A 23,656-nucleotide genomic window follows, 5' to 3' on the forward strand; every position below is an offset into this window, starting at 1 on the left:
TTGTTCTATATTCACAAAAAAATCCGTAGTTAGTTTCCTAACTACGGATTTTGCATGATCGTTTGGATCGGTCAACCTGTAATTTTCTTAACTGATCGGCATTAGCCAAATTTGGCTCGTTTTTTACTTTAGTCATGAATATATTAACAGGGCGTGTTGATCTTTGTGGATTGAAATTTGTTCAATCTAGGGGCGATTTAATCGCGACGCGAGGTTTGTAACCTAGTGGGCTAAGTAAAAACCGAGCAAAGCTTCCGCGTCCTGCTCACGCCCCTTACCTACATCCATGTAGGCAACAAAGAGTTAATTGCCGCTAGGCAGAACCCTTCGGGCAGCGCATGTTTGGCATTTATGCTGCGTTATCGCCTATTTATAGGGAACAACCACAGTTCATAGGCTCTGCCTTGTCTAAATACCAAATATTCTGCTGCAAATTCAACCACCAAAGTTCAGCACGTCCTAGTAAGCTTTATCTACACGCACTGTGTTGTCGTTCAAGTACACTAATCTTACGTTATCGCCTTTGCTAAAACGCATTGATTGGTCCTGATCTTGAACAACCATAAACTGGTCGCCATTTTCAACTTGTATTAATAACTCTACAAAGTGATTTTGCTGATAATGACTTTGCTGCTGCCTATTATGTGCAACACTGCCGCCAATTACCGAACCTAATATTGTTGCTACTGTGCGGCCGCTACCACCACCAAACTGGTTGCCTACTACGCCACCGAGTAATGCACCGCCGAAGGTTTTCCAGCCGTTGTTTTTGTCTTGAATGATTTCTTGTTCGGTAATATTGCGTACCGATTTTACGTCACCAAATAAAACTTGCTGCACAGGGACTGCTTTGTTGCGCTCGTATTTAGCAAACGTAGGCGCGCTTATTGTAAGTAAAGCGCACATAATTACAGTAATTGCTTTCATAACTTGCTCCTTTTATACCAACCTGCATAAATCTTTGATCAATTTAACGAATTAAATTGCGCTATAACGTCGTTAAAAATTTTTTATTTAGAACAACTAAATACAAAAATTTTTGCCTAGTACTAGCGTAATTTTCTTAACGTTAAATAGACCCCATATATAAGCAGATTGGTATTAGCTACCAGCCAAAGGTTGATTTTTCTTTAGTTTTACGAATTTCAGTTTCGTCTGCCCACTCAACTAGGCCGCTTTCCATATCCATTAAACGCATTGTAAATTTATAGTATACGTCTGATTTATCGGCATTTGATTTAACGATGCTTGATAAGTTTCCGTATAACATATATTGCGCACCAATTTGTTTACCAAATGCAACGGCTGTTGCAGGGTTAACAAGAGCATCTTCATTTTGAAACGTTAATTGCTCACGTACTGACTCAACACGGGTCATATCTACAAAACGGAACTTACCGCTGCGTAGCATTTGTGTTGAGATTGAATCGGTGATTGATTCTGTATCAATGTGCTCGCTGGTTTTATTTTTAATACGTTCAACAAATACTACAGGGCGTTTATTAGCGGTCATTGTGCCAACAACAGGTGAGCTGAGTAATGAGTCGGTCATTTGGCTCGCTACTTTTTGTAAGTCGGTAGAACCAAAATTAATATCTGTTGTTTCAACTGCTTGTGCATCGCCATAACTTACTACGGCTTTATTAGCACAGCCACTTAATACTAAAGCGCTCAAGCCAACTAAAGCGTAAGTTGATGCTGTTTTAAATTTGTTACTGGTGATCATGGTTGTTTCCTTTAATCTTTAAATTCTTGTGATTCGGTAGACACTTCTCTTACTGCTAAAGAAAAGGTAACCGCATCAGAGCTAGGTGCTAAGCCCGGTAATTGTGTTTTTGCAAAACCAAATAAGGTGAGTGCTTGCCAAGGTGAATGATTGCCTTTAATAACAAAGCCGTCTTTATCAAACCAATTAAATTGATACTGCAAATACTGTGATTTTTTATACTGGCTCGAAAGTGTCACTACTACATCGGTTAACTGGTTGGTTTGACGTGTTTTAACATCAGTAATGGCCAGCTTTTTACCGAGCTCTGGGTTATCTACACGTAATTGCTCATTAAACTGATTTTTATTTTGTTCAACAGAAATACCCGATGTAACCGGTTTGCTGGAACATGCACTGAGCATTAAGACTGCTAATAATGGCGCTATGTATTTCATGATGGCTCCTAAAGTTGAACTACGTGGTAATTAAAGTAGTTATTAACGGAGGTTAAGTAAATTAACGTTAACCCTTGCTTACTAACGGTAAAATTTATAGGTGCTTGTGTGCCTATATGCAGAGAATGCTCACCTGTATTTAGGCTTTGCCTTGCAACACTTATTTGATTTGGAAGTGTAAGCCAGCTACGTGTATCAGCTTGCTCAGACGCCAAATTATAAATATTAGCAAGTATGTTACCTACATCACCGGCACTGCGAGCAAGTTCTGCACGCACTTTCTCTTTAGCTACTAATCTGAGTACTTGGCGAGCTACTTTTGCAGGTATTTGATCTTCTAATGTTTTTGCTGCAAGTGCTTCAATGTGTACTAATGGGCTCAGCTCTATGCTTTGTGCATCTATGTTTATATTATTAAGGCGGCGCACATAGGCATTATCTTTATACACTGGCATTGCAAGGCTGTAAAAGCGTGCATCGCCGCGTGATGAATAAATTGGTAAGCGCAGTTTAAATTCATCTTGTTTTGGTACTAAGCCTTGTTCAAATAAAACAATTACTTCGCCTTGCGTTGCAGAAATTGTGGGTGCATCACTAAAACGTTTTTTAAATTCACTTAGGTCTTGGTCAAACCCTTGTTTTTTAGCAAGGCGCATTACGTCCTGCTGTAAATAAATATTGTTAGGTTGTATAGCCAGTGCTTTTTTATAATCAATATAAGCATCGTCATACTGTTTAGCACTTTGATAAAGCAAAGCAGATAAATAAAATGTGTAGGCATTTTGAAAGCCATTTTTTACATCTCTGGTTACATTGCCCATGCTAGGGTAGTGCTGCTGCGCTTCTTTAACTGTTGAGTCGCCATCTGTTTTATTTTCGCTTAGTGCATCAACTTGTACTTTATTAGCGCGGCGAATTTCGACCAAAGCGCCTTCTACATCATTTTTATACACGTAGTTAAGTGCTTTATAACTATGAAGCATACTCATTTCGTAAGCCGGTGGCACATAAGTTATGGCTGAGTCGTTAGTAAATAACGCATTGCTTTGCTCAAGCCCCGCACTTACTTGTATTTTGGCGGCTTCACGTTTTTTTTGCATTTGCGTATACACGTTCTCAAATTTACCTTGTGCCTCTTGTGGCATATTGGCTAAGTCGTTTAAACGAGCTTGCTCAAGTTGGTTGAGTAAGTAGCTGCTGTGCATGGTGCTATTATCGGCAATAAGGGATTGCGCTTCTTCGATATTGTTTTTCTCGATCGCATTTCTTATTGGTGTCATTTGCGTGGCATAGTCATTAAATAGGTCATTAAAGCCCATTGTGCTACACCCACTTAAAATACAACAAAAGCTTAAAATTATACTTAGGCGCACTGCGCACTCCTCTAAATTCACCTGTATACATTAACATATTATTTTTAGCTAAATGTGTGAAATATTGTAAAAAATCGTAGAGTAAAACTGCCTGCTAATAAAGAAATATAAAATGACATTGGTGAACAAAGTGTGAATTTTCTTGTTGGGTAACAATATTGAAATACTTAAGGTACTTTATTGGTCTTATTGAATACAATGATCCCTAAAGCGTAATGATAAATGAATTTTTTAAATGAAGTAATTGCTATTCACTAAGTCGTATACGAAAAATACTAAAAGGATATCTTGTGTTGTAGACACCGTATTTTGCAAATGCGGCTAAGATTTTAGTATAAATAATCTAATTTATTAAAACTAAATACTCCCTTTGCACAGTTATACCAATCCTGTTTAAATGTGCTGCTCAGTAAGCGGTTTTATAGGCGCTTATGACAATGTTTTTAGCTTAGTAGGTTAATTAATTAATTGAAATAACGCTGTAATTTGTTTTTATTGCTAAGGAATTTTTTTGAAAGCTACGTTGTACACAATAATTGCTTTAATTGCGTTTGCTGCAAACTCTCTTTTTTGCAGAATGGCTTTAGCCGAAGGCTATATAGATGCTTGGAACTTTACAGTTATTCGCTTACTCAGTGGTGCTGCGTGTTTGGGCATTATAATGGCTATTTATACTCATAATTTAAAACGAAAAGGCACTTTTAACCCCGCTATTTTAAGCGATAAAGGAAGCTGGCGAAGCAGTATAAGCCTATTAGTTTATGCACTTTGTTTTTCGATTGCATACGTAGAGCTGGATACAGGCACCGGTGCACTGATTTTGTTTTCAGCCGTGCAACTCACTATGATTGGCTGGGGTATATATCAAAAAGAGCAGTTGAGTGTGCTTCAGTGGTGCGCGTTTATAGTGGCGCTAGGTGGGTTTGTATATTTAATGCTGCCATCTGCTGCTGTACCTTCATTATTAGGTGCATCACTTATGGCACTCAGTGGTGTGGCATGGGGTATTTACAGTATTCGCGGTAAAGTGTGCGTATCGCCACTGCGTACTACGGGGTTTAACTTTATAAGAAGCTTAGTGGCTATCCCTGTTTTATTACTTGTTGGCATGAGTTATTTAAAAAATATGAGTATTGAAGGGGTTTTGCTTGCATGTGCCTCGGGTGCGATAGCGTCTGGAATTGGTTACAGTGTTTGGTATGTGGCTATGCCACTGCTTAAAAGTACCCAAGCTGCTGTTGTGCAGCTTTGTGTACCTGTACTTGCAGCCGTTGCTGGGGTCTTGTTTTTATCAGAGCAGGTAACAATGGAATTTATAGTAGCAAGCTCGTTAATATTAGGCGCTGTGCTGGTATTTATTTTAAATAAAAAGAAGATTTAATATCATTTAAGTTAACCTTCTTTTTAAGGGGAACTCACGTTTGTTACAAAGCGTGTATAAATAGCGGGTAAGTTATCAAGTATTGCCTGCTTACCCTGTAGTTCACTGTTTTTTATGCATTCAAAAAGTACTTGCTCGCTAAGCTTATTCACTAATAATTGTGATTGCTTAATATGGCTTATATGCCAAAGCTCAGGTGCGACACCACCTAAATCATGCTGGTAAGGGCGATAAAAGCCAAATTTATCTAAGTTAGTATCAAGCCAATTACTTAAAGGCGCAAACGGCCCACCTTGCAGATATTCATCGGGTGTTAGCTGTAGTTTATAATCATCACTTACCGCAGCTTTATCAAACACGTCTAAATCGGTGCCTAAATGGTGCCTGCTTGCCCCAGGTAATGCAGAGTAGAGCATTATTGCTATGCATTTATCTACATCATTTAATTTAGTTAAATCTACAACCTTTTGCTGGTTATTGAAAACAGGTCTAATACCTAAAAACTTATTATTCCAAATAATTGATTGACGATTAAAGTCGCGAAAACTTGAGGCAATAGTAAGCTCAAATCCTGCTTTTTGTGCTGCACTTTGCAGCGCTAAAAAGTCGCTGATAATAGCGCTGTGCAAGCGATGATTTTGTATATCAGTTAAATGTGTATCACTTTGCCCTGTGATACACATTATTGGTGTTGGTTTAGTTACATCCATTATGCTAAAAGTTGCTCTAATATTTGCTCGTAAATGTCGGTAAGGGCTATTAAATCATCGGTACTTACGCATTCATCTACTTTATGGATAGTGGCGTTACGTGGTCCAAGTTCAATTACTTTAGCCCCTGTTTGTGCAATAAAACGACCATCTGATGTACCACCCGTGGTTTCTAGATTAGTGGTTAAACCGGTTACTGATTTAATAGCTGTAACAGTGGCATCAACAAGCGGCCCGTGCTCGGTAATAAAAGGTAAGCCATTTACTATCCAACTTAATTCATAATTTAAGTTATGCTTTTGTAGAATGTCATTTACACGCTGTTGGAGTTGCTCATGTGTTACTTGCGTGCTAAATCTAAAGTTAAACTGTACTTCTAGATCACCCGGGATCACGTTACCAGCACCTGTGCCGCCATTAATATTCGAAATTTGAAAGCTGGTAGCAGGGAAGTATTCATTTCCGTTATCCCACACAGTTTGGCTAAGCTCAGTAAGGGCAGGCGTTGCTAGATGAATTGGGTTTTGTGCTAAATGTGGGTAGGCGACATGACCTTGTACGCCTTTAACCGTTAGGTAAGCGGTAAGTGAACCTCTTCGGCCATTTTTAACAACATCACCTAATACATCTCGTGATGAGGGTTCGCCTACTAGGCACATATCAATTTTTTCACCGCGTGCCTCTAGCGTATCTATTACACGTGTTGTGCCGTTTATAAACGGTCCTTCTTCGTCAGAAGTGATTAAAAAAGAAATCGAGCCTTTATGATCTGGATGTTTAGTAACAAAACGCTCTGTTGCTACAAGCATTGCGGCTAATGAGCCTTTCATATCGGCAGCGCCACGCCCGTGCAGTAGGCCATCTTTTATTAATCCTGAAAACGGCGGGTGTTGCCAATTTTTTTCAGGGCCTGTTGGTACAACGTCGGTGTGACCAGCAAAACAAAAGTGCGGCGATTGTGTGCCTTTTCGAGCCCAAGTATTAAGTGTGTCGGTAAAAAATAATGATTCTATATTAAAACCAACCGCAGCAAGGCGATCGTTTATCATTTGTTGGCAGCCAGCATCTTCGGGCGTTACCGATTCACGTTGGATTAGCGCTTGGGCGAGTTGAGTTACGTCATTAGTCATTATTTAAAAATCTCGTCGTATTGGGCTGCTTTAAAACCTAAATGGTAACTGCCATTGTTTACCAGTACTGGACGTTTGATCATGGCAGGTTGTTCAACCAACAATGGGATAGCACTTTCTTTAGTTAGACTCTGTTTTTGCTCATCAGTTAATGCGCGATAAGTTGTTCCACGTTTATTAACGATTTGTTCCCAATCGAGCTTGTCTGCAAATTCACTCACCATTTGCTCATTTACACCATCTTTGCGGTAGTCATGAAACGTAAATTCGATGTTGTTATCAGTTAAATGTTTTTTAGCTTTTTTTATCGTATCGCAGTTGCTAATGCCGTATAGAGTGATCATAAATCTAGTTCTTCTTAATAATAGTTAATAGTGTGTCTTCACCCGCATTTACATGCGAGTGCGAGTAATGAAATGTGCCAAGGTTATGGCCGTTTAGTAAAATTAAACTAGCAAGCATTGGAGTATCAAGTTCTCGTAAATCAAAATAAGCAAGGCGTTGACCTTTGCATATTTTGCTACCATTGAGTTGCGCAATATGGGTATGCGTAATTGATTGCGAATCAAAAATAGTTAAGTTAATCAAGACTTTTAGACCATTATTAGCTTGTAGAATAAACTCAGTACCTGCATTTTTTACTTGTAATAAAGTTCCATCAAACGGTGATAAAATTTTATGACTTGTTAGTTGCACCATAATACCAGGGCCCAGAGTGCCAAAACGAAAAAAAGGTTCTGGATGCTCTTTCAGTTCAATTACTTTACCTGTAAATGGGCTGGTAATATTTATTGCATTAAGAGGCGTTTTATTTTGAGCTAAATAGTCAATTTTTTGAGCTTTCATAAGTTAGTTTACCACCACGTTATAACCCTCTTTTTTTAAAGCGGAAATAGCATTTTCTGCAGTGTGTTTTTTTATGAGAATATAATCAGTATCGTAGGTTGAGATTGAAAAGATAGAAATTTTAGCGCGCGCTAATACCCCTGAAATATTAGCCATAATTCCGGTTAACGAAAAGCCAAGTGGACCTACAACCTCTAAAGCTTGCCAGTCGGGTTCGGTATCCAGGCTTTTTACTTCAAAATCGCTTGGGCATACAATTGAAAGTTCATCATGGGTTTTAGAAATAAAAAACAAAGATTGCTTTAAAAGTGCCGCAGGTATGTCGGCATCTACATCTAAACTGTGTATAGATAAAATGGTGCTGTGTAATTGTAATGTTTGTTTTGACATTAAAAGCCTGCGAACAGCAATATTGATAGCTTTATAGTATAGATTATTGGCTTTAAATTAAAGGTGTAACAACGACTAACTCAGCAGTAAATAAGTAGATAAAAGAAGGGAGTAAAAACTTACCCACAATTTCTGTGGGTAAGTATGGGGGTTGCAGGGTATAAATAACCTAACTAGTTAATTATTAAATAAATAATAGCTAGGCTATAAAAAGCACACGTTACGTTTAATGAGTAATTAGCGCTTCTGTTTGAGCTGCCTGAATGGCAGTTAAGGCGATTGTATACACAATATCATCAACTAATGCACCACGGCTTAAATCGTTTACAGGTTTACGCATACCTTGCAGCATAGGGCCAATACTTATCAAGTCGGCACTACGTTGTACTGCTTTATACGTGGTATTACCCGTATTTAAATCTGGGAATATAAATACGGTCGCTTTACCGGCTACAGGGCTGTTAGGTGCTTTTTTAAGTGCTACGTTTTCCATTATAGCTGCATCGTATTGTAGTGGGCCGTCGATAATTAGATCAGGACGTTTTTGTTTTGCTATTTTTGTGGCTTCACGTACTTTTTCAACATCGGCACCTGTACCAGAAGTGCCCGTGCTGTAGCTGATCATGGCAACACGCGGCTCTATGCCAAATGCAGCTGCAGAGTCGGCAGATTGAATCGCTATGTCTGCAAGTTGTTCAGCATTAGGGTCTGGGTTAATCGCACAGTCACCGTAAACTAACACTTGGTCAGGCAGTAGCATAAAAAATACAGATGATACTAGTGATGACCCTGGTGCTGTTTTAATCAATTGCAGTGGTGGGCGAATTGTGTTTGCCGTAGTGTTTACTGCACCCGATACTAAACCGTCTACTTTACCTTGCTCAAGCATCATTGTACCCAGTACGACGTTATCTTGTAGTTGCTCTTGTGCTACTACGGCAGTTAGGCCTTTGCTTTTACGAATTTCGACCATAGGCGCAATATAATCATTAATAATGCTTTGAGGCTCGATAATACTTACATGTTCGTTTAGCTCAATACCTTGCTGCTGTGCAATGCGCATTATTTCTTCGCGATCGCCTAGTAATATAGTTTTAGCAATTCCGCGTTGACCACAAATAGCAGCCGCTTTAATTGTACGAGGTTCATTACCTTCTGGTAGAACCACGGTTTTACCTGCTTTACGCGCTTTAGTGGTAAGTAAGTAACGAAATGCGGGTGGTGATAACTTACGAGTTTTACCTACACTTTTAGCTAGAGTATCTAGCCAGCTTGAATTGATATGCTCTGCGTTGTGATCTTTTACTTTTTCAATACGCTGGTCATCATCATTTGGTACTTCCATATTAAAGTTATGCAGTAGTAATGATGTACGCCACGTGTCTGCATCGGTTGCGAGTATTGGTAAGCCGGTTTGCATGGCTTGCTCACACAAGGCCATAATACGTGGCTCTGGCTCAAAACCACCGGTGAGTAATATAGCACCAAGTTTAGTGCCGTTCATAGCAGATAAGCACGCAGCAACAAGTATGTCAGAGCGATCGCCCGGTGTTACTAATAAAGCGCCTGGCGTAAAATAATTTAAAATATTTGAAACCGTACGAGCACAAAAAGTAATACGGCGCAGACGACGATGAAGCATATCGCCTTCGTTAATAATCGTGGCTTTTAAGTATGCGCTTAAGTCTTTTACGCGCGGCGCTACTAAGTCAAAATCCCACGGGATTGCACCAAGTAACATAAACGGATTTTTTTTAAAAATAGGCAGGGAGGCTAAACGATTTAACTCGTTTTCAAGCTCTTCAGGTTTATAGGCATCGACTAAATCGGCGCGTGCACGACCTTCTTCATCAAGTGGCGCATTTACTTTATTAAAAATACAGCCCAGTACGCGAGGATGATCGATACCACCGTAGTTACCTGCTGCAATTTCAAGGCGGTCTTCTATTTGAGTAATGGTGTAATTACCTGGGGTAAGTACAAATACAATTTCGGCGCCGAGTGTTTGCGCAATTTCGCGGTTTACACGCCCAGCATAAGGTTGGCGACGAGTAGGTACCATACCTTCAATAATAGCGACTTCGTTATCGTTTATTTTACTTTCAAAGCGTTCAACAATTTCCTCTAGGAGGTCATCACCTTTACCGTCGCCAATCATTTGCTCAGCATAATCAAGTGCAAAAGGCATTGGTGGGTTGATAGGTGAGCCTTGAGTAACTATTTGCGTTGATTTTTCAGGGCCTGTTTCACCAGAACGTGGCTGAGCTATTGGTTTAAAAAAGTTAACTTTAACTGTTTTTTGTTCAAGTGCACGCACTAAACCAACTGATACCGACGTCAAACCCACACCGGTAGAAACAGGAATTAACATAATACGACGTGCCATATTAAAGCTCCTTTACAATATTTGCAGCATCAAGGGCAATAACCCATTCTTCATTGGTTGGCATTACAACTGCTTTGACGTGTGAATTTTTACAGCTAATAACGCCTTCTTGACCAAAGCGCGCATTGAGGTTGGCTTGCGGATTACAATTAATGCCTAAAAAGGCAAGTTGTGTAATTACTTTTTCACGAATAATATCTGAGTTTTCACCAATACCACCAGTAAATATAACAGCATCAAGGCGCTGTAATGGCACCATATACGCCGCGATTTGTTTTGAAAGTCGGTAGCAAAACATTTCAATTGCGAGTATCGCTTTTTTATCACCGGCTATAGCGGCTTCTTCAATGGTACGGCAATCGTTAGAAAGCTCGCTAATACCTAACAAGCCACTTTTTTGATTTAGTAGGTTATCTATTTGCTGGGCTGTGTAATCAAGTTGAGTGGTTAAAAAGTTAAATAAACCAGGGTCAATATCGCCGCTACGTGTGCCCATTATCAGCCCCTCTAGAGGCGTTAGTCCCATGCTGGTATCAACACTCTTACCATTTTTAATAGCGCATACAGAACAGCCGTTGCCTAAGTGGGCACTAATAAAATTGCTTTGCTCGATAGGTTGCTCAAGTAACTTTGCTGTTTGCCCTGCAACATAAAAATGACTTGTGCCGTGAAAACCATAACGCCTAACACCAAACTCGGTGTACAACTTATATGGAAGAGCGTAAAGAAAGGCAACTTCATTCATAGTTTGGTGAAATGCAGTATCAAACACCGCGACTTGTGGCAAACCTTCAAACGATGCCTGCGCTGACGATATACCTAGTAAATTAGCGTGCCCATGAAGCGGCGCAAGCGTTGCCGACTGTGTAATGCCTGCAATTACTTTTTCGTCAATCAATACCGATCGCGTAAAGTGCTCGCCGCCATGTACAACACGATGGCCCACTGCGATAAGTTGCTCGTCTAAGTTGTGATCTTTTATTAAGCTTACAAGCGTATTTATAGCCTTAGCATGTGCTTGATTAGCCGCTAAGTCGATAACTGTTTTAGTACCATTAAATTTGTATTTAATAGAGGGTGCTTTAGCGCCTAAGCGTTCAGCAAGGCCTGAAATAATTTCGTGACCATCGTTCGCATCAATAATGGCAAACTTTAAGCTAGAGCTACCACAATTTAAAACTAAAACGTGTTGTGATTCAGGAGAGGTTGTTGGCATAGATTCAATTTCCATAAACAAATTTAGTAAGTAAACGTTAATTCGTAATCGTTACACTTACGGTATTAAGTAAAGCTAAAACAATTGAATGTTCAATTGCAGAGTAGTTAACGCAATGTTAAATACTTTACCTTAATTGAGATGTTTAAGTTAGGATTGTTCGCCATTAAAAGGTAAATTTAAGCTGTTTTACTGAGAAAGTGTAACTCTTTCATTTTGTGTTACACTTTGCGTATAGCTCGTATTTCCATTGTATTTAAAAGCAGTATCTGTGAGGAGTCATGATGCAAAAAAGTGTGATGTCACAACTACAAACAGGCCGTTTGTATGGTAAAAAATGGCCAATGCGCAAAGAGCTTGCGCCTTTGTTTTTAGAGTTTAGGGTAATTAGAGCGACTGAGCTTGCCATTACAGTAATGCCAATCTTAGCCATGCTAACATTGTTTTTTCAGCTAAATTACTTGGGTTCTGATTTTTTACCGCAAGCCATTGCAAGTGCATTATTTTTTATATCGTTACCTTTACAAGGTTTATTTTGGTTAGGCAAACGAGCGCAAACGCCTTTAGATCCTGCGATGCAAAAATGGTACAACGAGCTGTACACTAAAATGGCGGCTAATGGATATCAAACGCAGTTAAGTGAAAACAAGCCCCGTTATATGGAGCTTGCTAACTTACTTAAAGATATGTTTGAAAAAATGGATAGAGCATTTACTAAAGAGCAGTTTTAGCGGGTTATACCATTATCTATTTTGGTAAACTGAGTAATATAAAATGATAAGGTGACAGTGTGTTCACCTTTTTGTTCGAGTGCTGTCCAGTGCTCGGGTCTAAATTTCCATGCAAATGGCGTCATCATTATTAAGTTTTTAATATCAGTAAAGCTAAGCGCTACATGCTCTGTTAAAAGGATCTGCTCTGATTTTTGAAACCCTTTTGGAGTGGCTATTTCAGTATGTTCGTTTACTTCTGAATATATATACGATTTTAGCTCTTTTAAATGACAAGGTCCTGGGCTTGCAACTACTAATGTTGCGTTTTGATTTGCTAGGCGTTCAAGCTCTTGCTCAAATAAAGGTGCAAATACACTAACAAGTACATCAGCAAATTGGCTTTTAAAGGGAGCTTGGCTGATTGATGCCACACTAAAATGGCAATTAGGGTAGCGCTTTGCTGCATATTTAACCGCTGATTTTGAAATATCGACACCGTATACAACAGCATTTGTTTTATTCGCTATTGCTTGGGTATAAAACCCTTCACCGCATCCTAAATCAATAATAGTTTTTGCACTTATATTACTGATTATATCACTAAGGCTTTGCTGTAAAAAACGATAATACCCACGCTCTAAAAATGCACGTCTGGCTTGTACCATTTCAAGTGAATCACCCGGCTGTTTTGAATTTTTCTGTTGCACAGGCAGTAAATTAACATAGCCTTCTTTAGCAAAATCAAAGCTGTGGTTGTTAGCACAACGAAGTGTTGAATCAGTTTTCAAAAGTGCTAGGTTACACAGGGGGCATTGATATTCAAGACTCATGAGCCTAGGTAGTCCTTATCGTAAAAAGTTTTTACCCAATGCGGGCGATAGGTGATCATAATTGTTATAGCCATGCCGTTGAGCATTGCTTCAGGAAACCAAATTATGGCACTTAAATAAACGTAGTTATCTGCAAGTTCTTGCCAATTGTATTGCCCTATAGCTAAGTAAAATAAAGCACCTAGGCTTATTTTTATACAGGCTATAAATCCTGCGGTTATAAACGCACAAACAAATATATAGACAAAAAAATGACGAGGTAAATATTGGTAACTAATTATAAAGCCAAGATAGCTCAATAAAATAGGAATAAACGCACCAATAAGCAGTTGTACTGGTAACAGCTCAAGTTCAATTTGACCAAAGGCAGCGAGTAGGGCTGTGGCAAGTAGGCTACTTAAAATAGTCAACCGCCAGCCTAAAATTAATGTAGCAGCCGTAACACCTAGTATGTGTAAATCAAGGCCAGTTAAAATGCCAGCCTTTATTCGCCAAAGCACTGCAAACACTAACGCACACGCAAGTACGCCAGTTTGACGGACTGGCGTATTAAGCAATGTTTTATATGTTTTTTTATCAAAGCTTAATAGAGCAATAATAATTACAAGAGCCCAAAGTAGCCCCTGCATTGTTAGGCTGAGCATAATAATTACTTAAATGTTGACCATATAGGGGCATGATCTGACGGTTTTTCAATACCGCGAAGTTCGTAATCAATACCTGTATCTATGCAGCGTGCTGCAAGCTCATTGGTTGCAAGCACTACATCTATACGAAGTCCTCGATTATCTACAAACCCTTTAGAGCGATAGTCAAACCATGAGTATTGATCGTCTGTTTCGGGGTTTTGCTCTCTAAAGGTGTCTTTAAAACCCCAATTAAGTAATGTTGCAAGCCATTCACGCTCTACCGGTTGAAAAGAACATTTACCCGTTTTTAACCAACGTTTAGCATTTACTTCGCCAATACCAATATCTAAATCGGTAGGTGATATGTTGATATCACCCATAACGATGACGTCTTGATCGGGTGTGTGATTGGTTTCAAGGTGTGTCATTAAATCTTTATAAAATTGACGTTTATAAGGGAATTTAGTTTCGTGATTAATATTATCACCTTGTGGGAAATAGCCATTCATGACAGTAAGGTCGCGACCGTTTTCTTGTTCAACAGTGACGCTTATCATGCGTTTTTGCGATTCATCTGTATCGGTGGCAAAACCTTTTAAGACCGATTTAGGCTCTTTTTTGCATAACATAGCTACGCCATAATGCGCTTTTTGACCATGAAAGTAGACGTGATATCCCATTTTTTGAACATCTTCTAATGGGAATGCTTCGTCGTGAACTTTAATCTCTTGCAAGCCAATAACGTCTGGTTGATGTTTGTCGATAATTGCTTGTAATTGGTGAAGACGAGCACGCAGACCATTGATATTGAAAGAAATCACTTTCATAAAATTTACCTTAAAATTGGTTCTATTTAATAGATTAAATTGTATCAGTAAATACGCGCACATAACATGACTGAATTGAGATAATAGCTGCGCAAATGTTGATCAAATGATGGGTAAAGTTTAAACATTGTGAATACAATATTAATTATTTAAATAAATAAAAAATTCAATTGAACTTAACTTTATTGAATATATAATGCGCGAAATTCACTTGTTTAGCTCGTTCAAATAGGATCTCTCATGAAAACTCAACTACTTTTAGCCACTGCTTTACTAGCATCTGCAACTGCGTCAGCTCAAAGCAATACTTACTTTAGCCAAGATAACAAAATTGAGTCTAAGTTATGTGTACTAAGTGCAAACGAAGGCTTTAGCGTTGCTCGTAAAGAAGCTGCCCAGCACGGTGTTTACCTATCTCGTTTTTCTAAAAGCATTTTATGTAATGGTGAAGATATTCGTGATATTGCTAAAAAAACGACATTAAGCAACGCATCAGTTGAGAAAGTAGAAGTATTTGCAAAAGACGCTCAACAAGAAACTCAATTATGTATGACGGCTTTAAAACAAGGTTTAGCACCTGTTCGTCAAAAAATTGGTAACCTAAACTCATTAAAATGTAATGGTCAAAACGTTACTGAGTTTGTTAAACGCTACCAAAACGCAGCAATCTAATTATTAGCTTAACTATAATAAGTAAATTTGAAATGCCTGGTTTTTACCGGGTATTTTTTTGCAAAAATTACAAGGTTGTTTGCAAAGCTTGCAAGCTTAACTTATTGAAACTGTTTAATAAATATACCGATCGAGATTAAGTTATTGATTATTATAAGTTAACTATTATTGGCATTGGATTTGTATTAGTTAAAGTGACATTTAATTAATTACGAAGGATACGTCTTATGAAAAAGTTAACATTAGCAGCCACTATTTTAGCATCATTAAGCCTAGCGGCTTGTTCATCTAATCAAGGTCTTGAAAGAATAGACAGTGACTTTGCAAGTTTAGATAATGATAGCGATGGCTACATCTCAAAAGTTGAAGCTGATGACGATAGCATTTGGGGCCATTTTTCAAATATTGATACCAATATGGATAACGAAATTAGCCGCAAAGAATTTAACACTTATATGAAGCTTAATAATGGCAAAGTAGCCACTGATTCTGAAGTAAGTGAGTCGGCATTTAAAGCTGAAATTGCTAAATTCGATAAAATTGAAAGCAGCTTTGCAAGTCTAGATAACGACAGCAATGGCTATATCTCGGTAGTTGAAGGTAACGATGATGATATTTCAAATCATTTTGGTTACATGGATAAAAACCAAGATAAGCGCATTAGTAAAAGCGAGTTTATGGGTTACATTAAAAAATACGGTAACGCAGTAGCTGAAGATGATGCATTAGAAGCTTTTAAAAGTAACTAATAGTTACCATTTTAGTAAGTAAGATTAAAGCCAGTGCTAGTCACTGGCTTTTTTGTGTTTTAAATTTAGTTATTTGATAGATATATTTTCCTAGTTTGGTGTTGTTCTGTCATAATAGATGGCTGTGTATTTTTATTTGTTAAGAGTGTGTATGGCGGGTCGGCGAATTAGTGATGAACAACTAGTTGAGATCATTGAAGCAGCTATTTTTGTTGCAGATAAGCCTGTTAGTAAACGCCACCTTAAAGACATCGTATTAATAGATTTAGCTATTTCTATGACGCGAATAAATGACGCAATAGATACAATACAAGAACATTTTCAAACTCGTGGTATTCGCTTAGTTGAAGTTGGTAGTGGGTATCGGTTTCAGGCATGCAGTAGTTTAAGCCCTTGGTTAAATAACTTGTGGCAAGAACGCGCACCAAAATACTCGCGTGCTTTACTGGAAACATTATCACTTATTGCATACCGGCAGCCCATTACACGCGGCGAAATTGAGCAAGTAAGAGGTGTTACTACGGGTTCGAATATTATTAAAACCTTACTCGAAAGAGAGTGGGTTAAAGTGGTAGGGCATAAAGAGGTTCCGGGAAAGCCGGCTTTATATGCAACTACTAAGCAATTTTTAGATTATTTTTCGTTAACTGGACTTGAAAATTTACCTGCGTTGCCAACAGAGCAGCAAAGTAAAATTAACCAGTTATTGAGCGATCCTTCTGTGAGAGAACCATCCGAATGAGTATTATACAAGGTGAAAAGTTACAAAAAGTCTTAGCCCGTGCAGGCGTAGGCTCACGCCGTGAAATGGAAAAATACATTGACGCAAACCGCGTTAGTGTAAACGGTAAAGTGGCAAAGTTAGGTGACCGTGTTGAAGAAACCGATTTGATTCGTGTTGACGGTCACAGTGTAAAAATTGAAGAAAAAGCAGACCGAATCTGTCGTGTAATTATGTATAACAAACCAGAAGGTGAGTTAAGCACACGTAAAGATCCTGAAGGGCGTCGTACTGTATTTGACCGACTTCCGCGTATTGATGGCGATCGCTGGATTGCGGTTGGTCGACTAGACGTTAATACATCGGGTTTAATGCTTTTTACAAACGATGGTGAACTGGCAAACCGTTTAATGCACCCAAGCTATGAAGTAGAGCGTGAATACTCTGCACGTGTATTTGGTGAAGTAACCAACGAGACGGTTAAAAACTTACTACGTGGTGTTGAGCTTGAAGATGGTCCAGCCAAATTCACGACTGTAACCCCTATGGGTGGCGAAGGCGTTAACCGATGGTTTAATGTAACGTTAAATGAAGGGCGTAACCGTGAAGTTCGTCGTTTATGGCAGTCTCAAGATGCGGAAGTATCTCGTCTTATTCGTATTCGTTACGGTAAACTAGAGCTTGATAAGCGCGTGCCACAAGGTGGTTGGATGGAGTATGATTTAGAAACAGTAAACTACTTGCGTAAAACCGTTAAATTAGGCCGCGAAACACAAACTAAGCTTTCTGTTATGCCTGAAAAACGCAAAGATAAACGCGCTAAAATCAACCAAATTCGTAAAGCAGTTAAAAAACACAATCAGCGTGTTAAGCCGACTAAACGTAAATAATCAATTAGTTATTTATTGAACACAAAAAAGCCGCTAATTGCGGCTTTTTTAATGTGAGTTGTTTAAACTATTTAAACTCCAAACTACTTTTTTACTTGAGCATCTAACGATTCGCCATTCACTTCACTTGAATCGTCACTCATTAGATATAAATATGTAGGCATTAAATCCTCTGGTGTAGCAAGTGCGTCTCTATCTTCACCTGGATATGCAGCAGCTCGCATTGAAGTGCGAGTAGCGCCTGGGTTAATACAGTTTACACGAATATTCGTTTTACCTACTTCACATGCCCATGTTTGCATCATACCTTCTACTGCAAATTTTGAGATGGCATAAGGCCCCCAAAATTCACGACCTTTGCGGCCTACACCTGATGACGTAAATACTATCGATGCATTATCAGACTTACGAAGAACAGGAAAAAGTGCTTTAGTGATCATTGCTTGTGCAGTCACGTTTACTTTCATTATGTTTTCGAACGTAGATGAGCAAAAATGTTCAAGCGGACCGAGTGACCCTAAAATACCTGCATTATTAAGCAACCCGTCAAGGCGTCCAAACTGATATTCGATTGTTGCAGCAAGGTCACGGTAGTTTTGCTTCGTTGCGCCTTTTAAATCCATAGGGACTATTGCAGGTTTAGGGTAGCCAGCATTAACAATTTCATCGTAAACACATTCAAGTTTATTAGTTGTTTTTCCTAATAAGATAACTGTAGCGCCGTATTTTGCATACGTAATTGCTGCAACTCGGCCAATACCATCACCGGCGCCTGTTATTAAAATAACTTTATCTTTAAGTGCGTTTTCAGCTGCTTGATATGTGTGCATAAAAGTACCAATTCATATAATTTTTTTGATTTTAACATAGCGAAACGTGAAGTAATCGAATTTATTGTAAAATTAGGTGGCGAAAATAGAAACTTTACGTTAAGTTTAACTGGTCTAATGTCTCATTAATAACCTGATTACATTGTTTTAACTTAATACACTGATTAAACACACTATAAAAATAAAATACGTGCGGAGCCAACAATATGAAAAAAATGCTACTTTCACTCTCGGTTACAGCTGCTTTAGCAGGTTGTGGCGGTGGAGAAACGTTAACAGATGTCAAAAACGACACAGCACCAGTTATCCCAACAGCAACAGTTACATTTGATCCAGCAGCAGGTATCTTATCGGTACCTAATGATTTATTAATGAGTGGAACTCAAGACGGTACACTTAATATTCCTGGTGAATTAGATGACAACAATGTGTCTATTTCGCGCGCAGCTTATGCAAACCCTCAACTTGCACTAGGTGCACTTGATGGTTGGTCTTCGCAGGTTCCTTATAAAATCGATTTAACATTCCCACCAAATGTGAGTTTAGATGAAGCGTCTGCTGGGACCCCTGGTACAGTAAGAATTTTTGAAGTTGTAATGGGTGCAAGTTTAACTGATGCAGAATGTTCAGTTGTAGCTGCCGGTACTGCTTGTAAATTGATCGGTGAGCTTACTTTTGGTGTTGACTTTGTAACTCAAGCTTCAGGTGATGGCGTTGCAATTATTCCTTTAAAGCCATTTACGGCAGGTAGCTCATACATCAATGTATTAACTACTGGTCTTAAAGATTCATTAGGGCGCTCTATTGAGCCTTCTTCTACTTATGGGCTGGTTAAACAAGAAGCGCCATTAATTACAGAAGCCCAACTTGGTTTGCAGGGTGCTGTTAACAGTTACGAAAATGTAGTTGTAAGTTCAGGAGATATCACAAAAGAAGATATTATTTTTTCTAGTGCGATGACTATTCAATCAGCAGGCCCTGTACTTGGGACAATTAAAAAGTTACTAGCTGCAAGCTTGCAACAGCCTGCGTTACCAACTCCTGCGCTTCAAGTTCCTGAACAGCCTATGGTAAATGTACAACAAGTATTTGCTTCTCAGGGTGTAGAAGTCTCTGCTGCTTTCTCTGGTGTGCAATATCAAAAAGGTAGCATTATGTTACCGATGTATTTAGGTACGCCAACGGGTACTGATATTAGTGATTTAAGTGATACATATTGGCAAGGTATGTGTGATAACGCAGTGGCAATAATTGGTTATAAGGCCGTTGCAGGCGATGCATTTCCGACAGATCCTATTAGTGAAAATGATGGTTTATGTTCTGCATTAAGTGACGGACAATTACGTGACTTAGGACTAGACAGCACACGCCATTTAACAAAATACAACTCAATTCCAAAAGTACAAAGCATGGCAAATGTGCCAGTGCAAGTTACTAAACCTATTTTACCGATAATTAATGGTGTCCGTGCACAGTTACAATTAGATCCTATCGCTATGCCTGAAGGTGGATGGCCTGTTGTGATTATGCAGCACGGTATTACAACACAAAAAGAAAGTATGCTTGCTTTAACTGCGCAGCTTTCTATTCAAGGCTTTGCAACGGTTGCTATTGACCATCCAAGACATGGTGAGCGCGGAATAGATGTTGATGGTGATGGAACAGACGACTTTAATGCAACAACGGGTTCTGTGCTTAGTTACATGAACTTAAGTTCATTACTTGTTGCACGTGATAGCTTACGTCAATCGGCTGCTGATTTATTAGGCCTTCGTTTAGGCTTAAACTTTATTAACGATACAACTATTAATAGTAAAGACGTTACCTACATTGGGCATTCGCTAGGTTCTATTGTTGCTCCAGCATTTATTGCTCAAGCTAATACGCCAATGGCAGAAACGCTTGATCCGCTATTTAATGTAAACACGGTAGCTCTTGCAAGCGGTGGTGGCGGTATAGCAAGCTTCTTACTTGAATCTGCTGCGTTTGGTCCATTTATTCAAGGTTCAGTACTTTCACAAGCGGGTACAACAGAAGCTGATGAATTTACTGCATACTTACAAGGAGATGCAGTTTCTAACTGTGGCTCATTAATACCAGACATGGAAGCTTACTTGACATGTGGTTATAACGAATATATTGCATCACTTACCACTGCGGGTGAAACGACTAAACTTACTAACATTCAAGGTGTATTTACACAGTTTGCTTTTGCGGCGCAAACTGCGCTAGATAGTGGTGATCCAACTAACTACGCAGCCACTGTGAAAGCATTAGGTACTCCTGTTTATACTAATGTTGTTGTGGGTGATGGTGTTGATAACAAGCCTGACCAAGTGATACCACCAATGGCAGCTAATAATCCTATTTCTGGCACAATTCCATTAGCTAACTTGATGGGTCTTGAGACAGTAAGTTCTTCGCAAGCATTGAGTGAAACACCAGCAAGCTACTTAGTTAAATTTACTAAAGGGCATCATGGTTCTATATTAACACCAGCTCAAGATGCTGCACAGGCTGCAACTGTTGAAGGCAGTGCTGCCGCTAATGCAGAAATGCAGTTGCAAGTAGCTACTTACTTAGCTGCTCGCGGACGGATGTTATTAGTTTCCAACCCTGAGGTTGTGACTGATTAATAACCAGTAAAATAATTAACCTTTAAAAGCCACTGAAAAGTGGCTTTTTTTTGCTTTAAAGCATGCTAAATTAGCTGAAATTTATAAATGGAGAAACCAGTTGGAATTTTTATACGAATACGGTTTGTTTTTTGCTAAAACAGTTACTTTTGTTATCGCTATCGCAGTTGTTTTAATGCTAATAGTTGGCGCTGCAGTTAAGCCAAAGGCCAAAAAAGGTGAAATACAAATTGATGATATATCAGAGCAGCTAGTTGAACTTAAAGAAAGTTTTTTACAAAATACGTTGGGTAAAAAAGAGTTTAAAGCGCATCAAAAACAACTTAAATCAAAGAGTAAAAAAGCAGATAAAGATGAGCCTAAACCTCGTTTATATGTAATTGACTTTGTGGGTAGTATGGACGCTCACGAAGTAGAAAGCTTACGAGAAGAAATAACGGCTATTATCTCTATTGCCGATCCAAGTAAAGACAAAGTACTTATTCGTTTAGAAAGTGGTGGCGGTGTTGTACATGGCTACGGACTTGCTGCATCTCAGTTACAGCGTATTAAAAGTGCGGGTATTCCTCTAAGTGTTGCAATTGATAAAGTGGCAGCAAGTGGTGGTTACATGATGGCGTGTGTCGCGGACGAGATACTTGCAGCGCCTTTTGCAATAGTTGGATCTATTGGTGTGATAGCTCAAATACCTAACTTTAATAAAATATTAAAGAAAAATGATGTTGAATTTGAGCAAATAACAGCAGGTGAATTTAAACGCACACTTACTTTATTTGGTGAAAACACAGATAAGGCCCGTGAAAAATTTCGTGAAGAAATTGAACAAACACATGGTTTATTTAAAACGTTTGTAAGCACTCAACGTCCAAGCTTAGATATAAACTTAGTTGCGACAGGTGAGCATTGGTTTGCAACTCAAGCAATTGATAAAGGCTTGGTAGATGTTATAAAAACAAGTGATGATGCATTGCTAGAGCAGCAACATGAGCGCCAAATTTATAAGATTAAATACAAAGTTAAAAAAGGGTTGAGCGATAAGCTAGCTCTTGGCTTGAGTAGTGGTGTAAATAAAGTGGGAATAAACTTACTTTCTAAGTTTAAGTTGTTAAATCCTTAGATTAGAATCTTTTTCAGGATTCAGTTAAATTATTTTTACTCGAAAAAAACCTTGATGGATTGCATCAAGGTTTTTTTATAGCTGTATAAATGTAGCTTATGAGTCAATAGATTTATGATAATCTTCTAAGTCTTTAGCTGCATTAGGGTCGTTAAAAATGCTCTCATCTAGCTCACCTTCAGACTTGGCAACAACACAGGTAACCATACAATCGCCGGTTACATTAACTGCTGTACGTGTCATATCAAGTAATCTATCTACACCGATAATAATTGCAATCCCTTCTACAGGTAAGCCAACTTGGTTAAGTACCATTGCCAGCATTATTAAACCAACACCAGGTACGCCTGCTGTACCTACAGAGGCAAGTGTTGCTGTTAATATAACCATTAAATAATCAGATATTGTCAAATCGACACTAAACACTTGTGCAATGAACACGGTAGCCACACCTTGCATGATGGCAGTGCCATCCATGTTAATGGTAGCACCCAGTGGGATAGTAAATGAGGCAACCGAGTTATTAGCACCTAACTTTTTAGTAGCAGTTTCAAGTGTAATAGGCATAGTTGCGCTTGAGCTCGAGGTACTAAATGCAAATAAGCATGTGTGCTTCATTTTTGCTAAGAAAATAAGCGGGTTTAAGCCCGTTAATATTTTTAAAAGCAATGTGTAGTTTACAAAAGCATGTAATAACAGTGCAAGCACTACAACGCCAAAGTACTTCGCTAAGCTCACAATTAAGTTAAGCTCAATTGTTGTAAACAGTTTTGCCATTAAAAAGAACACGCCATAAGGGGCAATATTCATTAAAAGCGTAACTAGTTTTAAAATCACAGTGTTTAAATCTTCAAATACGGTAGCAACACGTTTTCCTGCTTTACCACTTAATGCCATTGCTACACCAAATAAAAGTGCAAACACAATAACTTGAAGCATATTGCCTTTGGCCATTGCTTCAAAAGGATTTGTAGGAAACATATCTATAATTACACGTGCAAGGGTAGGTGCTTCTTTAGCATCGTAGGTTGCATTAGATGGCAAGCTTATACCTTCACCCGGGCTAAATAATAAGGCAAGTGTAATCGCCACTGTTATAGCAATAGCTGTAGTTAATAAATATAAACCAATAGATTTACCACCTAGGCGGCCTAGTTTTTTAGGGTCACTTAAGCTACAGGTACCACAAACAAGCGATACAAAAACAAGAGGCACAACTAACATTTTCAAGCTGGCAATGAATATTTGACCACCAACATGGAAAATACCATCAACAAAAAAGGCTTTAATTGGCAAAGAGAATAACCCAAGTGGTATTAGATAATCGTCTTCACCAGCTAATATAGCCTGAAATATAAAACCTACAGTAACCCCAAGCGCCATACCAATCATGATGCGAGTGGTTAAACTCATTGAACGGATTTTTGACATATTTCCTGATCTACAT

Annotated in this window: 24 protein-coding genes; 8 read left to right on the forward strand and 16 right to left on the reverse strand. The window is 38.7% G+C overall.

Features of this window, described 5'->3' with window-relative positions:
- Positions 1-459 precede the first annotated feature (459 nt).
- The 4 genes from I6F66_RS01440 to I6F66_RS01455 form a co-directional block, all read right to left on the reverse strand.
- Positions 460-927 (reverse strand): glycine zipper 2TM domain-containing protein, encoded by a 468-nt coding sequence (locus I6F66_RS01440; RefSeq protein ID WP_008134100.1) that lies wholly within the window; start codon positions 925-927, stop codon positions 460-462.
- Between the two features lie 178 nt (positions 928-1,105).
- Positions 1,106-1,726 carry a penicillin-binding protein activator LpoB gene (gene lpoB / locus I6F66_RS01445; RefSeq protein WP_165735115.1) on the reverse strand — a complete coding sequence of 207 codons (621 nt, stop codon included), beginning with the start codon at positions 1,724-1,726 and terminating at the stop codon, positions 1,106-1,108.
- 11 nt (positions 1,727-1,737) lie between these two features.
- The gene (locus I6F66_RS01450) at positions 1,738-2,163 is read right to left on the reverse strand and encodes a YcfL family protein (protein WP_007582549.1); all 426 of its coding nucleotides are present in this window, start codon (positions 2,161-2,163) and stop codon (positions 1,738-1,740) included.
- 8 nt (positions 2,164-2,171) lie between these two features.
- On the reverse strand, positions 2,172-3,536 hold the full coding sequence (locus I6F66_RS01455; RefSeq protein WP_165727387.1) for a COG3014 family protein: 1,365 nt from the start codon (positions 3,534-3,536) through the stop codon (positions 2,172-2,174).
- Positions 3,537-4,047: 511 nt separating this feature from the next.
- On the opposite strand from I6F66_RS01455, the gene I6F66_RS01460 reads away from it, so the two are divergent.
- Complete coding sequence (locus tag I6F66_RS01460; protein ID WP_165740186.1) at positions 4,048-4,917, forward strand: DMT family transporter; 870 nt, start codon at positions 4,048-4,050, stop codon at positions 4,915-4,917.
- 23 nt (positions 4,918-4,940) lie between these two features.
- On the opposite strand, the gene I6F66_RS01465 is transcribed toward I6F66_RS01460, so the two are convergent.
- The 7 genes from I6F66_RS01465 to I6F66_RS01495 form a co-directional block, all read right to left on the reverse strand.
- A complete protein-coding gene (locus I6F66_RS01465) occupies positions 4,941-5,627 on the reverse strand; it encodes a M15 family metallopeptidase (protein WP_197208527.1) in 687 nt (228 codons plus the stop codon).
- Positions 5,627-6,757 carry a succinyl-diaminopimelate desuccinylase gene (gene dapE, locus I6F66_RS01470; protein ID WP_197119732.1) on the reverse strand — a complete coding sequence of 377 codons (1,131 nt, stop codon included), beginning with the start codon at positions 6,755-6,757 and terminating at the stop codon, positions 5,627-5,629. Before dapE ends, I6F66_RS01465 begins: the two co-directional genes overlap by 1 nt.
- Positions 6,757-7,101: an ArsC family reductase gene (locus I6F66_RS01475; protein ID WP_165727391.1), complete on the reverse strand. Its 345-nt coding sequence runs from the start codon at positions 7,099-7,101 to the stop codon at positions 6,757-6,759. The genes dapE and I6F66_RS01475 overlap by 1 nt, the downstream gene beginning before the upstream one ends.
- 4 nt (positions 7,102-7,105) lie before the next feature.
- On the reverse strand, positions 7,106-7,603 hold the full coding sequence (locus I6F66_RS01480; protein ID WP_165740194.1) for a PTS glucose transporter subunit IIA: 498 nt from the start codon (positions 7,601-7,603) through the stop codon (positions 7,106-7,108).
- A 3-nt stretch (positions 7,604-7,606) separates the two neighbouring features.
- Positions 7,607-7,993 (reverse strand): ACT domain-containing protein, encoded by a 387-nt coding sequence (locus I6F66_RS01485; RefSeq protein ID WP_007582563.1) that lies wholly within the window; start codon positions 7,991-7,993, stop codon positions 7,607-7,609.
- Between the two features lie 226 nt (positions 7,994-8,219).
- Entirely contained in the window at positions 8,220-10,379 is a 2,160-nt protein-coding gene (gene pta, locus I6F66_RS01490) for a phosphate acetyltransferase (protein WP_165727393.1), read from the reverse strand.
- Position 10,380: 1 nt separating this feature from the next.
- Positions 10,381-11,595, reverse strand: a complete 1,215-nt coding sequence (locus I6F66_RS01495) for an acetate kinase (protein WP_165727394.1) — start codon at positions 11,593-11,595, stop codon at positions 10,381-10,383.
- Between the two features lie 284 nt (positions 11,596-11,879).
- Between I6F66_RS01495 and yfbV the strand changes: the two genes are divergently transcribed.
- The gene (gene yfbV / locus I6F66_RS01500; protein WP_024596543.1) at positions 11,880-12,326 is read left to right on the forward strand and encodes a terminus macrodomain insulation protein YfbV; all 447 of its coding nucleotides are present in this window, start codon (positions 11,880-11,882) and stop codon (positions 12,324-12,326) included.
- On the opposite strand, the gene I6F66_RS01505 is transcribed toward yfbV, so the two are convergent.
- Genes I6F66_RS01505 through xthA form a run of 3 tightly spaced genes read right to left on the reverse strand, consistent with a single transcriptional unit; the run spans position 12,323 to position 14,594 of the window.
- Entirely contained in the window at positions 12,323-13,138 is an 816-nt protein-coding gene (locus I6F66_RS01505) for a putative RNA methyltransferase (RefSeq protein WP_197208529.1), read from the reverse strand. The genes yfbV and I6F66_RS01505 overlap by 4 nt on opposite strands.
- Positions 13,135-13,782 (reverse strand): energy-coupling factor ABC transporter permease, encoded by a 648-nt coding sequence (locus I6F66_RS01510; RefSeq protein ID WP_165727396.1) that lies wholly within the window; start codon positions 13,780-13,782, stop codon positions 13,135-13,137. Before I6F66_RS01510 ends, I6F66_RS01505 begins: the two co-directional genes overlap by 4 nt.
- Positions 13,783-13,787: 5 nt before the next feature.
- Positions 13,788-14,594, reverse strand: coding sequence for an exodeoxyribonuclease III (gene xthA / locus I6F66_RS01515; protein ID WP_165727397.1), 807 nt, complete (start codon positions 14,592-14,594; stop codon positions 13,788-13,790).
- Between the two features lie 240 nt (positions 14,595-14,834).
- On the opposite strand from xthA, the gene I6F66_RS01520 reads away from it, so the two are divergent.
- From I6F66_RS01520 to rluB, 4 genes are all read left to right on the forward strand, one after another.
- Entirely contained in the window at positions 14,835-15,266 is a 432-nt protein-coding gene (locus I6F66_RS01520) for a hypothetical protein (protein ID WP_007582577.1), read from the forward strand.
- A gap of 227 nt (positions 15,267-15,493) precedes the next feature.
- Positions 15,494-16,015 (forward strand): EF-hand domain-containing protein, encoded by a 522-nt coding sequence (locus I6F66_RS01525; protein ID WP_165721507.1) that lies wholly within the window; start codon positions 15,494-15,496, stop codon positions 16,013-16,015.
- Between the two features lie 151 nt (positions 16,016-16,166).
- On the forward strand, positions 16,167-16,757 hold the full coding sequence (gene scpB, locus I6F66_RS01530; RefSeq protein WP_024592539.1) for an SMC-Scp complex subunit ScpB: 591 nt from the start codon (positions 16,167-16,169) through the stop codon (positions 16,755-16,757).
- A complete protein-coding gene (rluB, locus tag I6F66_RS01535) occupies positions 16,754-17,626 on the forward strand; it encodes a 23S rRNA pseudouridine(2605) synthase RluB (protein WP_007582584.1) in 873 nt (290 codons plus the stop codon). The genes scpB and rluB overlap by 4 nt, the downstream gene beginning before the upstream one ends.
- An 83-nt stretch (positions 17,627-17,709) precedes the next feature.
- On the opposite strand, the gene I6F66_RS01540 is transcribed toward rluB, so the two are convergent.
- Positions 17,710-18,456: a YciK family oxidoreductase gene (locus I6F66_RS01540; RefSeq protein ID WP_007375386.1), complete on the reverse strand. Its 747-nt coding sequence runs from the start codon at positions 18,454-18,456 to the stop codon at positions 17,710-17,712.
- A gap of 206 nt (positions 18,457-18,662) precedes the next feature.
- Between I6F66_RS01540 and I6F66_RS01545 the strand changes: the two genes are divergently transcribed.
- Together I6F66_RS01545 and sohB are read left to right on the forward strand one after the other, a co-directional pair.
- Positions 18,663-21,092: a VolA/Pla-1 family phospholipase gene (locus I6F66_RS01545; protein WP_165741769.1), complete on the forward strand. Its 2,430-nt coding sequence runs from the start codon at positions 18,663-18,665 to the stop codon at positions 21,090-21,092.
- Between the two features lie 100 nt (positions 21,093-21,192).
- The gene (sohB, locus tag I6F66_RS01550) at positions 21,193-22,209 is read left to right on the forward strand and encodes a protease SohB (protein ID WP_197208531.1); all 1,017 of its coding nucleotides are present in this window, start codon (positions 21,193-21,195) and stop codon (positions 22,207-22,209) included.
- A 96-nt stretch (positions 22,210-22,305) separates the two neighbouring features.
- On the opposite strand, the gene I6F66_RS01555 is transcribed toward sohB, so the two are convergent.
- Entirely contained in the window at positions 22,306-23,640 is a 1,335-nt protein-coding gene (locus I6F66_RS01555; RefSeq protein WP_007582590.1) for a dicarboxylate/amino acid:cation symporter, read from the reverse strand.
- Positions 23,641-23,656: the final 16 nt, after the last annotated feature.

Origin of the sequence: Pseudoalteromonas sp. NZS100_1 (assembly GCF_015864285.1) — a bacterium.
GTDB classification, from domain to species: Bacteria; Pseudomonadota; Gammaproteobacteria; order Enterobacterales; family Alteromonadaceae; genus Pseudoalteromonas; species Pseudoalteromonas arctica.

Coding starts and splice junctions, on each gene's coding strand:
- I6F66_RS01440 (WP_008134100.1), bottom strand. CDS start 927: ATGAAAGCAATTACTGTAATTATGTGCGCTTTACTTACAATAAGCGCG.
- lpoB (WP_165735115.1), bottom strand. CDS start 1,726: ATGATCACCAGTAACAAATTTAAAACAGCATCAACTTACGCTTTAGTT.
- I6F66_RS01450 (WP_007582549.1), bottom strand. CDS start 2,163: ATGAAATACATAGCGCCATTATTAGCAGTCTTAATGCTCAGTGCATGT.
- I6F66_RS01465 (WP_197208527.1), bottom strand. CDS start 5,627: ATGGATGTAACTAAACCAACACCAATAATGTGTATCACAGGGCAAAGT.
- dapE (WP_197119732.1), bottom strand. CDS start 6,757: ATGACTAATGACGTAACTCAACTCGCCCAAGCGCTAATCCAACGTGAA.
- I6F66_RS01475 (WP_165727391.1), bottom strand. CDS start 7,101: ATGATCACTCTATACGGCATTAGCAACTGCGATACGATAAAAAAAGCT.
- I6F66_RS01480 (WP_165740194.1), bottom strand. CDS start 7,603: ATGAAAGCTCAAAAAATTGACTATTTAGCTCAAAATAAAACGCCTCTT.
- I6F66_RS01485 (WP_007582563.1), bottom strand. CDS start 7,993: ATGTCAAAACAAACATTACAATTACACAGCACCATTTTATCTATACAC.
- pta (WP_165727393.1), bottom strand. CDS start 10,379: ATGGCACGTCGTATTATGTTAATTCCTGTTTCTACCGGTGTGGGTTTG.
- I6F66_RS01495 (WP_165727394.1), bottom strand. CDS start 11,595: ATGCCAACAACCTCTCCTGAATCACAACACGTTTTAGTTTTAAATTGT.
- yfbV (WP_024596543.1), top strand. CDS start 11,880: ATGCAAAAAAGTGTGATGTCACAACTACAAACAGGCCGTTTGTATGGT.
- I6F66_RS01505 (WP_197208529.1), bottom strand. CDS start 13,138: ATGAGTCTTGAATATCAATGCCCCCTGTGTAACCTAGCACTTTTGAAA.
- I6F66_RS01510 (WP_165727396.1), bottom strand. CDS start 13,782: ATGCTCAGCCTAACAATGCAGGGGCTACTTTGGGCTCTTGTAATTATT.
- xthA (WP_165727397.1), bottom strand. CDS start 14,594: ATGAAAGTGATTTCTTTCAATATCAATGGTCTGCGTGCTCGTCTTCAC.
- I6F66_RS01520 (WP_007582577.1), top strand. CDS start 14,835: ATGAAAACTCAACTACTTTTAGCCACTGCTTTACTAGCATCTGCAACT.
- I6F66_RS01525 (WP_165721507.1), top strand. CDS start 15,494: ATGAAAAAGTTAACATTAGCAGCCACTATTTTAGCATCATTAAGCCTA.
- scpB (WP_024592539.1), top strand. CDS start 16,167: ATGGCGGGTCGGCGAATTAGTGATGAACAACTAGTTGAGATCATTGAA.
- rluB (WP_007582584.1), top strand. CDS start 16,754: ATGAGTATTATACAAGGTGAAAAGTTACAAAAAGTCTTAGCCCGTGCA.
- I6F66_RS01540 (WP_007375386.1), bottom strand. CDS start 18,456: ATGCACACATATCAAGCAGCTGAAAACGCACTTAAAGATAAAGTTATT.
- I6F66_RS01545 (WP_165741769.1), top strand. CDS start 18,663: ATGAAAAAAATGCTACTTTCACTCTCGGTTACAGCTGCTTTAGCAGGT.
- I6F66_RS01555 (WP_007582590.1), bottom strand. CDS start 23,640: ATGTCAAAAATCCGTTCAATGAGTTTAACCACTCGCATCATGATTGGT.